The sequence below is a fragment of the Bacillus sp. EB106-02-03-XG38 genome (genome assembly GCF_058792175.1).
In genome coordinates, this window is sequence record NZ_JBYTED010000009.1 from 1 (window position 1) to 12,761 (window position 12,761).

Below are 12,761 nucleotides of genomic sequence, written 5' to 3' on the forward strand. Positions count from 1 at the left end.
TTCACGTTGTTTGTTTCGTTCAGTTTTCAAAGAACTACTTGGTCGCTCATTTGCGACTTCCTTATGTTAACATCTTCTTTTTTCGATGTCAACTAAGATTTTCAATTTCTTTTTTGTCGTTTTTTGCGTTTCCGCATCAGCGACGGTTATTAATATATCATGGTGAAAAACGAAATGCAACACCTTTTGAAAACTTTTTTTAAATTAACTACATTTCTTTTTTAATATCATATACTTAAACGAAATATCTCTTTCATTTCTACGAGATTCCTACATATATTCTATATAAAGTCACTCTACCCAAAAACATTTCTTTCTATAATAAATGTTTTATTCATATACCATATCATACAAGGAGGAATACATATGGACTATACCGATTTATTAATCAAACTAGGTCTCTCAGCTATTTTAGGATTCGCCATCGGTTTAGAGCGCGAATTAAAACGTAAACCACTTGGTTTAAAAACTTGTTTAGTGATTTCTATTATTAGTTGCCTCCTAACGATTGTTTCTATTAAAGCAGCTTACAATTTACCACATACTGATCATATGAATATGGATCCTCTTCGACTTGCTGCTCAAATTGTATCAGGAATCGGTTTTTTAGGGGCCGGTGTTATTTTACGTAGAGGAAATGATAGTATTGCAGGGTTAACGACTGCCGCTATGATTTGGGGTGCTTCTGGTATCGGTATTGCTGTTGGGGCCGGATTCTATATAGAAGCAATTTTCGGGATGTGTTTCCTTATGATTAGTGTTGAACTTATACCATTAACAATGAAGTTTATAGGGCCAAGATCATTTCGCCAACGTGATATCGCAGTAAAACTTGTTGTGCGAAATATGGACAATATCCCAATTGTAATTGAAGAAATAAAAGAAATGGATATAAAAGTTAAGAACATGAAGCTAAAAACATTAGAAAATGGCTCACACTATTTACATTTAAAATTATGTATCGATCAAAAAAGACATACCGCTGATGTATACTACGCCCTCCAGCATCTTGAAAGTGTTCAACAAACTGAAGTGGAAAGTATGTAACGTAAAACAAACTCTCTTTTAAATTAGAGAGTTTTTCTTTTTTCTATAATGGTAACAATGAATGTAGCCCTGCAAAGTAAGGAGGAATAAGAGTTTGAAATCCCGTCCGAATTTAGTAGATACATTTCGTGATTCCATTATTTTTCGTTTAATTTTCTTTATTGTTGTACTTACTGCTTTTTCCGGCTTTCTTATACATAGATTAGAACCATCGCACTTCACTACATGGTTTGATGGAGTTTGGTGGTCAATCGTTACAATTTTCACCGTTGGCTACGGTGACTTTGCCCCGCATACAACGATGGGTAAACTTATCGGTATGGGTATTATTTTATTTGGAACCGGATTTTGTTCTTATTATATGGTGTTGTTCGCTACTGATATGATTAATAAACAATATATGAAGGTTAAAGGAGAAGAAGCTGCAACTTCTAATGGTCATATGATTATTGTTGGCTGGAATGAACGGGCAAAACACGTTGTAAAACAAATGCACGTTTTACAACCGAACCTTGATATCGTTTTAATTGATGAAACACTTTCTTTACTTCCAAAACCATTTCATCATTTAGAGTTTATAAAGGGTTGCCCCCATCACGATCAAACTTTATTAAAAGCTAATATTACAACAGCTCACACTATATTAATAACAGCTGATAAAGAAAAAAATGAAAGCTTAGCAGATACACAGTCCATTTTAAACATCTTAACTGCAAAAGGGCTCAACCAAAACATTCACTGCATCGCTGAACTTCTTACTTCTGAACAAATACAAAATGCAACGAGAGCTGGTGCATCAGAAATTATAGAAGGAAATAAATTAACGAGCTATGTATTTACCGCTTCTCTTTTATTTCCTTCCATTTCAGGCGTACTATTCTCACTTTACGATGAAATCTCTGATAATAAGTTACAACTAATGGAGCTTCCTCCGTCTTGCACCGGACAAACTTTTGCAAATTGTAGCTATACCCTTTTAAAACAAAACATTCTCTTACTAGGTATAAAGCGCGACGAACAATATATGATCAATCCCGTCCATTCCTTTGTTCTCATTGAAAGCGACATACTCATCGTTATTCACCATTAAGAAAATGTTTTTCTAGTTCCTGCATGAGCACTTTCCCAATATTGATATATTTTCTTTTCACTTCTCCATCTGGATCTTTCGGCTCAGCAAATTGATCCATTCCGCTCGTTCCGGCTGCTAGAGTATTTACATGATCATCTAGTTCGTCTTGATATACGTGCGAAAGAATATACGGCGTTCCAAGACGAACGATTACACCAGGTACATCTAGCTCTCCATCTACTGCTGTAAATGGCACTCGCAGAAATTGATAGCCATCTTCTTCATCGATTTTATAATCAAAGCATCCTTTATCATAATCCCAATTGCCACCAATGCTATATCCAAGTGGCTTCATTATCTCTTCTAACTTATATAACGCATATGTACGTCCTTCTAAATTTGATTGAATTGGAATCAAGCCCATCCCTCCTAGCCTTTTTCTTTAGCATACCCACTCTAGTTTGAATATACTGATGGACTTTCGATAAAATAATAAAAAAGCGACCGGAATCCGGTCGCTTTTTTATTATTTTAAACGCTCTTCTAATTCTGCTTTTAACTCTTCAAATCCTGGTTTACCAAGTAAAGCAAACATGTTTTTCTTGTATGCTTCTACTCCTGGCTGATCAAATGGATTTACGCCTAATAAGTAGCCGCTCATCGCACATGCTTTTTCGAAGAAGTATACAAGGTAACCGAATGTGTACTCATTTAATTCAGGGATATTTACGATTAAGTTCGGTACTCCACCATCGCTATGTGCAAGTAATGTACCTTCGTATGCTTTTGTGTTTACGAAGTCTACAGTTTCACCAGCAAGGTAGTTTAATCCATCTAAATCGTTTTCTTCTGATTCGATTGTTAGTTCATGTGTAGATTTACCTACTTTCAGAACTGTTTCAAATAAGTCGCGACGACCTTCTTGAACATATTGACCTAATGAGTGTAAGTCAGTTGAGAAGTTAGCTGAAGATGGGAAAATACCTTTTTGATCTTTTCCTTCACTTTCACCAAATAACTGTTTCCACCATTCAGCGAAGTATTGAAGTGCTGGCTCATAGTTAACAAGCATTTCAATTGTTTTTCCTTTATTGTATAACGCATTACGAACTACCGCATATTGGTAAGCTGGGTTTTCTTCTAGTTCTGATGCACTGAAGTCACCATGACCAGCAGCTGCACCTTTCATCATTTCTTCAATATTTAAGCCACTAACTGCGATTGGTAATAAACCAACTGGCGTTAATACAGAGAAACGTCCTCCAACATCATCTGGAATAACGAATGTTTCGTAACCTTCGTTATCAGCTAATGTTTTTAATGCACCACGTGCTTTATCTGTCGTTGCATAAATACGTTTGCGAGCCTCTTCTTTTCCATATTTCTCTTCTAATAACTTACGGAAAATACGGAATGCTAGTGCAGGCTCTGTAGTTGTACCTGATTTTGAAATAACGTTAATAGAGAAGTCTTTACCTTCTAATACGTCCATTAAATCTTTCATATAAGTGGAGCTAATGTTTTGTCCAACAAATAGCACTTGTGGAGTTTTACGTTGTTCTTTAGAAAGTGTGTTGTAGAAAGAATGGTTTAACATTTCGATTGCTGCACGTGCTCCTAAGTAAGAACCACCAATACCTACAACAAGTAAAATGTCAGAGTCAGTTTTAATTTTTTCTGCGCATTTTTGAATGCGAGCAAATTCTTCTTTGTCATATTGAAGCGGAAGGTCTACCCACCCAAGGAAATCGTTCCCAGCTCCAGTTTTTTCGTGGATTGCATGATGTGTTACTTTCACTGCATCACGTAAATAAGTGATTTCGTGTTCACCGATGAAGGATAACGCTTTAGAATAGTCGAACGTTACATGTGTACTCATCTTTTTCCCTCCAATAATGTATATGTATTTCTGTATTCACTTTAGCGAAACTGAAGTTGTAAATCAAGCGATTCAACAATTGTAAACGTAACCAATATATATTTTTTAGAAAAAGTTCATTTTTTGCATAAAAATTCGCATTTTTCGGTATAGATGTATATACATCCTTTTTCTTATATTTTTTATGTATAAAAACAACATAACTACACCATTCTATAAAAGAGTTAATTAACTCATCGCTTGCTCATGCTTCACAATTAAGGGGGGCTTTTTCATGAGTACACTACAACGTATCGCATTAGTCTTTACTGTAATTGGCGCTGTGAACTGGGGACTAATCGGGTTCTTCCAGTTTGACTTAGTGGCAACCATTTTCGGTGGACAAAACTCAGCTCTTGCACGTATTATTTACGGCATCGTTGGTATTTCTGGGCTTATCAATCTTGGTTTACTCTTTAAGCCATCAGAAAATCTTGGCACTCACCCAGAAACGAACGAAATTCGCTAGTCAGTATGTCTCTACTTCACCTCCGACATACGAATATGATTGCATGCAATCATATTTGCAAATATATATCATAAGACAAAGTAAAAGAGGAACGCTCATATGCGCTCCTCTTTTACTTTGTTAACTCGGACTCTTCAATCCATTCTGTTAGCTTTTCTCGCAGCGTATTAAATCCGTCCTTAGATGGATTCGGTATAAGAATCCGTCCTTGTTTTCTTTTCGCCGCTTTTAACGATAAACTCATTTTTCTGTGTTCTTCATCAATTGAAAGTACCTTTACTTCTACTGTATCGCCGACTTTTAAAAAGTCATGAATATCCTTTACATATCCATTTGTAATTTCAGATATATGCACAAGTCCTTGTGTTTCTGCATCTAACGCTACAAATGCACCGTAATCTTGAATCCCAGTCACTTTCCCTGTTACAACCACTCCTGTTGTATATTGTTCTGACATATGAAACACTCCCATACGTTTACCATTTTCTCTACAATTGTAGTTAGCAAAGCAGATGATTTATTGTTAAATATCCGATTAGTTAATACGTACCCTAAGTAAAGCGACTCAGGATACGCATACCTTATATTAGTAAATTATACCACTATGACAGAACTCATTCAAAATTCATGAAAAAATTTCCTTAAGTAAGTATAATTCTCCAATATTAGGATAGAATACTAACACATGGCTTTCTAGTATTCCCCCCCTTTTATGGACAAAACGTATTCTGTTTTGTCCTTTTTTTATTCTCCATAAACCGTTCCATTCTCTTCATTGCTTCCATCAGCTGTTCAAGCGATGTTGCATACGAACAACGAATAAATCCTTCACCACTTTCGCCAAATACACTTCCAGGTACAACAGCCACTTTTTCTTCTAATAATAACTGTTCTGCAAATTCCGCCGAAGATAGTCCAGTTGAAGAAATAGAAGGAAAGACATAAAATGCTCCGCCAGGCACATGACATGTTAATCCCATTTCATTGAAAGATGTCGTCATAAAATTACGTCGTTTCTTATAACTATCTCTCATCCGAATTACTTCCTCATTCCCCGCGCGTAACGCTTCAAGCGCTGCGAACTGAGACATCGTCGGTGCACACATCATGGAATACTGGTGAATTTTGAGCATTAATTCCGAAAAATGGACAGGAGCTGCAATCATACCAAGGCGCCATCCTGTCATAGCAAATCCTTTTGAAAATCCTGAAATTAAAATCGTATGCTCGCGCATATTTTTAATACTCGCGAAACTTGTATATACTTCGTCGTATACAAGCTCTGCATAAATTTCATCAGATAATACGATTAAATTGTACTTTTCAACAATCACTGCTATTTCTTCAAGCTCGGATTTATTCAACATTGCACCTGTTGGATTATTTGGTGAACAAAGCAAAATTGCCTTTGTTTTCGCTGTAATAGCTGCTTCAATTTGTTCCGGTTGTACTTTAAACTCATTTTCCAAAGTAGTCGCCACAGGAACCGGAACTCCTCCAGCTAATATTACAAGCGGTGCATAAGAAACGAAACTCGGTTCAATAATGAGTACTTCATCATCAGGATTTATAATGGCACGCATCGCTACATCTAACGCCTGACTCGCTCCAACTGTAACAATGATTTCATCATTTGGATCATAAGATACTGCAAATTGTTTTTTTAGATACTTTGCTATTTCTTGACGGAGCTCCAATAATCCTGCATTTGCTGTATATGACGTATATCCTTGTTCTAAAGAACGGATACACGCTTGCCTCACATTCCAAGGTGTAACGAAGTCTGGCTCTCCTACTCCAAGAGAAATAACACCTTTCATATTTGCTGCTAAATCGAAAAACTTTCGAATACCAGATGGTTGTAACGATTCTGCTGCTCTAGATAGTTCAAATTGCTTCATGGTGTCACCACAATCCGCTTATCATCATCGTTTTTTTCATAAATAATTCCCTCGTGCTTATACTTCTTCAAAATGAAATGCGTTGTTGTAGAAACGACAGATTCAATTGTTGCTAATTTCTCAGAAACAAACATCGCGACTTCTCCCATTGTCTTTCCTTCTAATGTAATAGAAAGATCATATGTCCCTGACATTAAATACACAGACTTTACTTCTGAATAGCGATAAATTTGTTCAGCAACCGCATCAAACCCAACGCCGTGCTTTGGCGTAACTTTCACATCGATCATCGCCGTTAAACCTGTATGTTCTTTCACCTTCGTCCAATCGATATGTGTCACATAATCCACGATAATCTTTTCCGCTTCTAATTTTTCAACCATTTTCTTTATTTCTTCTACTTCTATATTTAACAGCTTCGCTAATATATCTACAGTTAATCGACTACTTTTTTCAAGACAAGCTAATAATTCTAATTCCTTTTCTGTCACCATATAAATCATCCTTCCTTTTCGTTTGTGTCTAAATTATACAAATACCCTTTCCAGTTTGAAAAGAAGATTTTTTTTGTGAATTATGTCAAAATAAAATGAAACTTTAATCAGCAAAAAAATGCGTGATAAAGCGAAAGGGGATGGAACCGTGAAACCAAAAGTTTATATTGCCGAGCCAGTTCCAACATTTGTAGAAAAATATTTATCAGAACACTGTGATTATGAAAAATGGGAGAAAAATGAGAAGGTACCTCGTGATGTCCTATTAGAGAAAATACAAGATAAAGATGGTTTATTAAATTTTGGATCTGCTATTAATGAAGAATTATTAGAGGCAGCTCCTAACTTAAAAGTAGTGAGCAACATTTCTGTCGGTTACGATAATTTTAATTTACAAGCGATGGAAAAGCACAATGTCATCGGAACGAATACACCATACGTATTAGATGATACAGTAGCTGACCTTGTTTTTGCTCTTATGCTATCTGCCGGTCGCCGTGTTTGCGAACTTGACTCCTACGTAAAAAATGGTCAATGGAATGCCGAAATTGGAAAAGAGCACTTCGGTCTGGATGTGCACCATAGTACAATTGGCATTATCGGCATGGGCCGAATTGGAGAAGCCGTTGCAAAACGAGCAAAATTCGGATTTGATATGGATGTTCTTTATTATAACCGTCGCCGTAAAGAAGAAGCGGAGCAAAAATTCGATGCTACATATTGTGATTTACAGACGCTACTAAAGCAATCTGACTTTATTATTCTTCTTACTCCCTTAACAGATGAAACGTATCAGCTTATCGGAGAAAAAGAATTTTCATTAATGAAAGAAACAGCAATCTTCATTAATGCCTCTCGCGGGAAAACAGTCGATGAAGAAGCGTTAATTCATGCCTTAACAGAAAAGAAAATCTTTGCAGCAGGCATCGATACTTTTACACAAGAGCCGATTCAAAAAGACAATCCGCTCTTATCCTTACAAAATGTCGTTACTTTACCACACATCGGATCTGCAACATTAAAAACGAGGCAGCAAATGGCTATGACAGCTGCTGAAAATTTAGTTGCAGGGTTACAAGGAAAAACACCGCCTAATATTGTTCGCGGATAATAATGAATAAGTGAAAGGCAAGATGACGTCGTCATCTTGCCTTTTTTTGTTAACATATTTTTTTCTGCCTTGGAGATGATATGAACAAAAATCAATGGAGTGACAAAAAATGAATCACGAATATACTTGTCCTTATTTCACTTTTTCCACTCGCGGCACTACTATTCATTACGAACTGTATGAACATGACAATAAAACAGAACGTCCTACTTTCGTACTCGTTCACGGCTTTTTATCTTCTTCATTCAGTTATCGCCGTCTTATCCCCTTACTATCGAGGGAAGGAACAGTAATTGCTCTTGATTTACCACCGTTCGGAAAAAGTGATAAGTCGCATCTATTTAAATATTCTTATCACAATTTAGCAACGGTTATTATCGATTTAATTGAACACTTATCTCTCTCAAATATTGTATTAGTTGGACATTCTATGGGAGGCCAAATTTCTCTTTATGTAAACCGTATACGCCCTGAATTAATCTCAAAGACAATTTTACTATGCAGCTCTAGCTATTTAGCACGCGCAGCTTTACCTTTACTGTATTCTTCTTATTTACCGTTCTTTCATTTATACGTAAAGAACTGGATTATAAGGCGCGGCATCGTTCATAACTTAATGAATGTCGTTCATGATCACTCATTAATTGATGATGAGATGAAGGAAGGTTACTCCGCTCCTTTTTATGACAACCGTATCTTCCCCGCATTGACTCGTATGATACGAGATCGTGAAGGTGACTTATCTTCAACTGAATTACAAAAAATCGAAACACCTACACTACTCATTTGGGGTGAAAAAGATCGCGTCGTCCCAGTAGATGTAGGTCATCGTCTACACAAAGATTTACCGAATTCGAAATTTATTTCTTACGAAAACACAGGGCATTTACTACCTGAAGAAAAACCTGAACATGTTTATGAAGAAATCATCGCTTTTTCTGCGCAATAATTATAAAGGCTGTCGGAAATTCCGACAGCCTACAATGAACAACTTCCGCCTTCTTTTATTACAAGTAATTCCACAGCTAACTTTTCGCATTTTTCAAGCGCAGGTACTTCCTCAAAAGACATAAAGTATATATGTTGAATCTTCTTTGCGATGTATTTTGAATCGTCAAACACACTTACGACGTTCACAACATCGCTCGCTTCTGTTTCATAAAACTCCGGTCCCATTTGAAACGGATCCCAATTCTTCACAACCTCTATCATCTTTTCATATGTACCCATTCGCTTCCCGCCTTTTCACTTTTTAATACTTTTCTTTATCCTATCACATCAGCTATTCTATAAGAAGAGAGAGTACTTTCATAACTTAACGGTTTTACAGAAGAAGGGGGCAAACTTATGCAACTATTTCATAAAACAGTCAATCGACGTGGAACTCATAGTACAAAATGGGATACGTATAAAAACGAAGAACTTATCCATGCTTGGATTGCTGATATGGATTTTGAAGTACCACAACCTATTCAAACTGCTTTAAAGAAACGTATCGAGCATCCTATTTTCGGCTATACACTTCCTCCCGAAAATATTAGAGATATTATTTGTAACTGGACAAAAAAACAGTACAAATGGGATATTCAAAAAGAATGGATTGTCTTTAGCGCCGGAATCGTTCCAGCTCTTAGTACGAGCATACAGGCCTTCACAAAGGAAAATGAATCCGTTCTCGTACAACCACCTATTTATCCTCCATTTTTCGAAATGGTCACAACAAACAATAGACAATTATGCGTGAGTCCATTACAGAAACAAAATGATACATATGCAATAGACTTCGAGCATTTAGAAAAGCAATTCCAACAAGGCGTCAAACTTATGCTTCTTTGTAGTCCTCATAACCCAATCGGACGCGTTTGGTCAAAAGAGGAACTCACACAACTTGGCGCGCTATGTACGAAATATAATGTAATTGTTGTCGCGGATGAAATTCATTCCGATATTATTTACGGAGATCGTACTCATACACCATTTGCTTCTCTATCAGAAGAATTAGCAGCACGTACGATTACTTGTATGGCTCCGAGTAAAACATTTAATATCGCTGGATTACAAGCGTCGATTATTATCATTCCAAACGAAAAACTCCGTCAAGCCTTTACATCTATCCAATATAGACAAGGTTTCCACGGATTAAATACATTTGCCTATACAGCGATGCAAAGTGCCTATACAGAATGCAACGATTGGTTAAATGAAATCCGATTATATATAGAAGATAACGCTCAATTCGCTTGTAAATATATTAATGATCACATACCTGCCCTTTCTGTAACGAAACCAGAAGGTAGTTTTTTATTGTGGATTGATTGCTCTCGCCTACAACTTTCTCAAAATGAACGCACTACATTACTTGAGGAAAAAGGAAAAATCATCGTTGAGCCCGGTGAAAAATACGGATTAGGCGGCGAAGAACATATTAGAATTAACATCGGCTGTCCAAGATCTGTTTTAGAAGAAATTTTAAATAGACTGCGCCATACGTTTTCATAATAGAAAAGGAAGTTGTCCCATTTTTAGGACAACCTCCTTTTCTTTATAATTGCAACTATCGGCGTTTAACAAAAAAGCTACCGCGCACGGTAGCTTTTACTTTTTCTTCATATCCGATGCTTTTTTTACAATAACACCACAAGCAATTCGATCACCTGATTTACCTGTCGGTTGTGTCATCCCATCATCAGCGTTTTCTGTAATAATAATAGAAGCTCCATCCTTTCTATGAATTGTCGTTTTTCCTTCTTCAAGCGTTATGTGCGGCGCATCGATTTCTGCTTTAATCTTTCCTGAACCGTCTGCGATTACGTTCGGTAAATCACCGTTTTCTGCCCCCTTCGGATTAAGGAGTCCATGCTTTTTATTATCAGGATTAAAATGATTCCCAGATGATTCAAAACGTGGTGCTTTACACTCTCCAATTTCATGTACATGTAGTCCGTGCGGGCCAGGTGGAAAACCTTCCCCTTTAATCGTAATTTTCACTCCGCTTGTTTGCTGCACTATTTTCGCAGCCCCCACTTCATCGCCTGAAGCATTATGTAATTTCACGTCAATTTCTTTCGGCTTTCCTTGGTCACAACCAGCCATCAGAAATAATAAACAACAACTGAAAAAAAGCCGTTTTTTCATTTTATTCCCTCCAAAATACATTCTGCCCTTAGATTGTCCGAGCATAGAGGGAAACATACAAAAATGAGTTACTGTTTCTTTTCAGCTAACAGTTTTTCTTCAACTTTCTGTAATTGCTCTGCTTCTCGTTTTGATACACGAATGAACATACGCCACGTGGCAACCGCACCAATGATGAATAGAACACAAACAATCCCTGGAATAATATATTCTGTTTTATCTTCCGGAAAATATAAAGGCATCATACGGAACACTCCCTATTATAGGATTCGAAAAACCATCAGAATTTTCTGTTATATTAGTTTAAATTATAGTTGAACCGATTCATATTCTCAAGGGGTCGTTCCGAAAGCGAATGATTTCTTTGACTCCTCCTCTTACTTTCCTTACTATAAACTTGAGGTGAAAAATATGAGAGAAACATTTGAAATTGGCGAAATCGTTACTGGTATTTATAAAACTGGAAAATACATCGGCGAAGTTACAAATAGCCGTCCTGGCAGTTACGTCGTAAAAGTATTAGCTGTTTTAAAACATCCAGTGCAAGGTGACTTACATAACGTAAAACAAGCTGACGTACCATTTTTCCATGAAAGACGCGCTTTAGCTTTCCGTGAACAGACGAATATTCCAGAGCAAATGGTGAAGAAATATGAAGGAGAAATTCCGGAGTATACAGCGTCACTCAAATTAGCATTAGAAACTCAAATGAATTCATTTTCTGAAGATGATTCACCTTTTGCGGTTCGTAGTCTAGAAACATTAGAGCAGTTAAAAAAAGACTACAAACTTTAAAAAAACAAAACGACCAAATTACATACTGTGCAATTTGGTCGTTACTGTGTACTCACTTTCTTTAACACTTTTGAAAAATCAACGAGTTCTCCTAATGTTGGAGGTGCTGGTTTCACTAAATACTCTTTATCTTTTTCTACTAATTTAAAAATATTATACGTCGTCATCGCATCATCTAGCGCACAATGATGCTTACCTGTTCCTACTTTTCCATACGCCTCAATTGCTTTCCACAATCCTGTTTGATTTCTCTCACCAAAAAACTTCTTATACTCCATTGATAAATCACGGCACTGTCCTAAGAAAGGAAAGTCGACTCCCGCCATTTCACAATTATGCTTCAACACTTTCATATCCATATTTCCCCACGTAACAATGGTTGGTTTACATCTCTTTTCATATTCTGCAAGTTTTTCAACAAGTTCTGGAAACGAAATCCCTTTATCTACAGCTTCTTGTTTAATCCCTAAAAATTTCTTACATCGATCCGTTAAAGAAGGAAAAGTTTTCGGCCTAACATGAGCTGAATATGTGTCTTCTACCTTACAGCCAACAACCGAAACGAGTCCTACCTCAATAATTTCTGGAAAAAATCCTTTTGGTTTTTTTCTGTGCTGGGGCATCGTAAACTCAAAATCCAAAAATAAAAATCGTTGTTCATCCATACGATCCCTTCCTTATCATCTTTGTCATTCCTTTCTATTTGACACTCCTACACGAACAAGCTCGAATGCTAATTCCATTTTAAATATTCAGATTGGATGTATCTTATATATATGTCAAATGCCCACAAATATTTTTAAAAATACGAAAAAATGA

16 protein-coding genes are annotated in these 12,761 nt (G+C 36.5%); 7 read left to right on the forward strand and 9 right to left on the reverse strand.

The genetic code is table 11. The features are described 5' to 3' along the window. Positions 1 to 366: 366 nt before the first annotated feature. Together AC3WTI_RS26095 and AC3WTI_RS26100 are read left to right on the forward strand one after the other, a co-directional pair. Positions 367 to 1,047 (forward strand): MgtC/SapB family protein, encoded by a 681-nt coding sequence (locus AC3WTI_RS26095; protein WP_048528454.1) that lies wholly within the window; start codon positions 367 to 369, stop codon positions 1,045 to 1,047. Between the two features lie 94 nt (positions 1,048 to 1,141). Next, positions 1,142 to 2,137 carry a potassium channel family protein gene (locus tag AC3WTI_RS26100; RefSeq protein ID WP_087959459.1) on the forward strand — a complete coding sequence of 332 codons (996 nt, stop codon included), beginning with the start codon at positions 1,142 to 1,144 and terminating at the stop codon, positions 2,135 to 2,137. Here AC3WTI_RS26100 and AC3WTI_RS26105 read toward each other — a convergent pair. Then, entirely contained in the window at positions 2,124 to 2,537 is a 414-nt protein-coding gene (locus AC3WTI_RS26105; protein ID WP_048528449.1) for a YugN-like family protein, read from the reverse strand. The genes AC3WTI_RS26100 and AC3WTI_RS26105 overlap by 14 nt on opposite strands. A gap of 108 nt (positions 2,538 to 2,645) precedes the next feature. After that, entirely contained in the window at positions 2,646 to 3,998 is a 1,353-nt protein-coding gene (locus AC3WTI_RS26110; RefSeq protein WP_048528447.1) for a glucose-6-phosphate isomerase, read from the reverse strand. A gap of 274 nt (positions 3,999 to 4,272) precedes the next feature. On the opposite strand from AC3WTI_RS26110, the gene AC3WTI_RS26115 reads away from it, so the two are divergent. Beyond that, the gene (locus AC3WTI_RS26115; RefSeq protein WP_097841531.1) at positions 4,273 to 4,506 is read left to right on the forward strand and encodes a DUF378 domain-containing protein; all 234 of its coding nucleotides are present in this window, start codon (positions 4,273 to 4,275) and stop codon (positions 4,504 to 4,506) included. 112 nt (positions 4,507 to 4,618) lie between these two features. Here AC3WTI_RS26115 and yugI read toward each other — a convergent pair whose 3' ends face one another. The 3 genes from yugI to AC3WTI_RS26130 all read right to left on the reverse strand — a co-directional run bounded on the left by yugI (position 4,619) and on the right by AC3WTI_RS26130 (position 6,901). Continuing rightward, positions 4,619 to 4,963 carry a S1 domain-containing post-transcriptional regulator GSP13 gene (gene yugI, locus AC3WTI_RS26120; RefSeq protein WP_000003767.1) on the reverse strand — a complete coding sequence of 115 codons (345 nt, stop codon included), beginning with the start codon at positions 4,961 to 4,963 and terminating at the stop codon, positions 4,619 to 4,621. Between the two features lie 253 nt (positions 4,964 to 5,216). After that, positions 5,217 to 6,407, reverse strand: a complete 1,191-nt coding sequence (locus tag AC3WTI_RS26125) for an aminotransferase (RefSeq protein WP_097841530.1) — start codon at positions 6,405 to 6,407, stop codon at positions 5,217 to 5,219. Further along, positions 6,404 to 6,901: an Lrp/AsnC family transcriptional regulator gene (locus tag AC3WTI_RS26130; RefSeq protein WP_142305887.1), complete on the reverse strand. Its 498-nt coding sequence runs from the start codon at positions 6,899 to 6,901 to the stop codon at positions 6,404 to 6,406. The genes AC3WTI_RS26125 and AC3WTI_RS26130 overlap by 4 nt, the downstream gene beginning before the upstream one ends. 118 nt (positions 6,902 to 7,019) lie before the next feature. On the opposite strand from AC3WTI_RS26130, the gene AC3WTI_RS26135 reads away from it, so the two are divergent. Continuing rightward, positions 7,020 to 8,012, forward strand: coding sequence for a 2-hydroxyacid dehydrogenase (locus AC3WTI_RS26135; protein ID WP_097841528.1), 993 nt, complete (start codon positions 7,020 to 7,022; stop codon positions 8,010 to 8,012). A 109-nt stretch (positions 8,013 to 8,121) separates the two neighbouring features. Then, a complete protein-coding gene (locus AC3WTI_RS26140) occupies positions 8,122 to 8,961 on the forward strand; it encodes an alpha/beta fold hydrolase (RefSeq protein ID WP_087959455.1) in 840 nt (279 codons plus the stop codon). A 29-nt stretch (positions 8,962 to 8,990) separates the two neighbouring features. Here AC3WTI_RS26140 and AC3WTI_RS26145 read toward each other — a convergent pair whose 3' ends face one another. Next, positions 8,991 to 9,242, reverse strand: a complete 252-nt coding sequence (locus tag AC3WTI_RS26145) for a YugE family protein (RefSeq protein WP_000537644.1) — start codon at positions 9,240 to 9,242, stop codon at positions 8,991 to 8,993. A 117-nt stretch (positions 9,243 to 9,359) separates the two neighbouring features. Here AC3WTI_RS26145 and AC3WTI_RS26150 point away from each other — a divergent pair, with 117 nt between their 5' ends. Then, positions 9,360 to 10,511 (forward strand): MalY/PatB family protein, encoded by a 1,152-nt coding sequence (locus AC3WTI_RS26150; RefSeq protein ID WP_097841527.1) that lies wholly within the window; start codon positions 9,360 to 9,362, stop codon positions 10,509 to 10,511. Between the two features lie 96 nt (positions 10,512 to 10,607). Here the strand turns inward: AC3WTI_RS26150 and sodC are convergent, their stop codons facing one another. Then, positions 10,608 to 11,147, reverse strand: a complete 540-nt coding sequence (gene sodC, locus AC3WTI_RS26155; RefSeq protein WP_097841526.1) for a superoxide dismutase [Cu-Zn] — start codon at positions 11,145 to 11,147, stop codon at positions 10,608 to 10,610. Positions 11,148 to 11,215: 68 nt separating this feature from the next. After that, positions 11,216 to 11,392, reverse strand: a complete 177-nt coding sequence (locus AC3WTI_RS26160; protein ID WP_048528424.1) for a hypothetical protein — start codon at positions 11,390 to 11,392, stop codon at positions 11,216 to 11,218. 166 nt (positions 11,393 to 11,558) lie between these two features. On the opposite strand from AC3WTI_RS26160, the gene kapB reads away from it, so the two are divergent. Beyond that, a complete protein-coding gene (gene kapB, locus AC3WTI_RS26165) occupies positions 11,559 to 11,942 on the forward strand; it encodes a kinase-associated lipoprotein KapB (RefSeq protein WP_048528421.1) in 384 nt (127 codons plus the stop codon). A 41-nt stretch (positions 11,943 to 11,983) separates the two neighbouring features. Here the strand turns inward: kapB and kapD are convergent, their stop codons facing one another. After that, entirely contained in the window at positions 11,984 to 12,607 is a 624-nt protein-coding gene (gene kapD / locus AC3WTI_RS26170) for a 3'-5' exonuclease KapD (protein ID WP_097841525.1), read from the reverse strand. Between the last annotated feature and the right edge of the window lie 154 nt (positions 12,608 to 12,761).

Excerpts from the sequence above, each read along its gene's own strand:
- AC3WTI_RS26145 (WP_000537644.1), bottom strand. The coding sequence starts at position 9,242 with ATGGGTACATATGAAAAGATGATAGAGGTTGTGAAGAATTGGGATCCG.
- kapD (WP_097841525.1), bottom strand. The coding sequence starts at position 12,607 with ATGGATGAACAACGATTTTTATTTTTGGATTTTGAGTTTACGATGCCC.
- kapB (WP_048528421.1), top strand. The coding sequence starts at position 11,559 with ATGAGAGAAACATTTGAAATTGGCGAAATCGTTACTGGTATTTATAAA.
- AC3WTI_RS26115 (WP_097841531.1), top strand. The coding sequence starts at position 4,273 with ATGAGTACACTACAACGTATCGCATTAGTCTTTACTGTAATTGGCGCT.
- AC3WTI_RS26130 (WP_142305887.1), bottom strand. The coding sequence starts at position 6,901 with ATGGTGACAGAAAAGGAATTAGAATTATTAGCTTGTCTTGAAAAAAGT.
- AC3WTI_RS26110 (WP_048528447.1), bottom strand. The coding sequence starts at position 3,998 with ATGAGTACACATGTAACGTTCGACTATTCTAAAGCGTTATCCTTCATC.
- AC3WTI_RS26140 (WP_087959455.1), top strand. The coding sequence starts at position 8,122 with ATGAATCACGAATATACTTGTCCTTATTTCACTTTTTCCACTCGCGGC.
- AC3WTI_RS26150 (WP_097841527.1), top strand. The coding sequence starts at position 9,360 with ATGCAACTATTTCATAAAACAGTCAATCGACGTGGAACTCATAGTACA.
- AC3WTI_RS26160 (WP_048528424.1), bottom strand. The coding sequence starts at position 11,392 with ATGATGCCTTTATATTTTCCGGAAGATAAAACAGAATATATTATTCCA.
- AC3WTI_RS26125 (WP_097841530.1), bottom strand. The coding sequence starts at position 6,407 with ATGAAGCAATTTGAACTATCTAGAGCAGCAGAATCGTTACAACCATCT.
- sodC (WP_097841526.1), bottom strand. The coding sequence starts at position 11,147 with ATGAAAAAACGGCTTTTTTTCAGTTGTTGTTTATTATTTCTGATGGCT.
- yugI (WP_000003767.1), bottom strand. The coding sequence starts at position 4,963 with ATGTCAGAACAATATACAACAGGAGTGGTTGTAACAGGGAAAGTGACT.
- AC3WTI_RS26135 (WP_097841528.1), top strand. The coding sequence starts at position 7,020 with ATGCGTGATAAAGCGAAAGGGGATGGAACCGTGAAACCAAAAGTTTAT.
- AC3WTI_RS26095 (WP_048528454.1), top strand. The coding sequence starts at position 367 with ATGGACTATACCGATTTATTAATCAAACTAGGTCTCTCAGCTATTTTA.